This window comes from Caballeronia sp. GAFFF2 (assembly GCF_023631485.1).
Lineage (GTDB): Bacteria > Pseudomonadota > Gammaproteobacteria > Burkholderiales > Burkholderiaceae > Caballeronia.
On sequence record NZ_JALQDA010000126.1, the window covers coordinates 1 to 230 of the forward strand.

Annotated in this window: 1 protein-coding gene; it reads right to left on the bottom strand. The window is 63.0% G+C overall.

From position 1 onward, the window contains the following. Positions 1-197 (bottom strand): nucleoside triphosphate pyrophosphohydrolase family protein (locus tag NCT04_RS34380; RefSeq protein ID WP_502800726.1); only part of this gene is annotated, 197 nt, incomplete at its 3' end. Between the last annotated feature and the right edge of the window lie 33 nt (positions 198-230).

Consider the following 230-nt stretch of genomic DNA (forward strand, 5'->3'; position numbering starts at 1 on the left):
GCGCAAAGCTTCGCGTCGTCGAGCTCGGCCTTGTCGCCCGTCTGAAGCCACGTGAACGGCTCCAGCAACTCGCTCGCCTCCACGCTCAGCGCCGCCGCGAGATTCTTCGGCGCATGGAATCGGCGCCAGTCGCGCTCGCGCACGAACTCGCGCAGCATGTCGCGCATCGCGACGAGTTCGCTCGGTGATTCTTTCATCAGGTCCTCGACTCGCTACTCATTACTCATTAC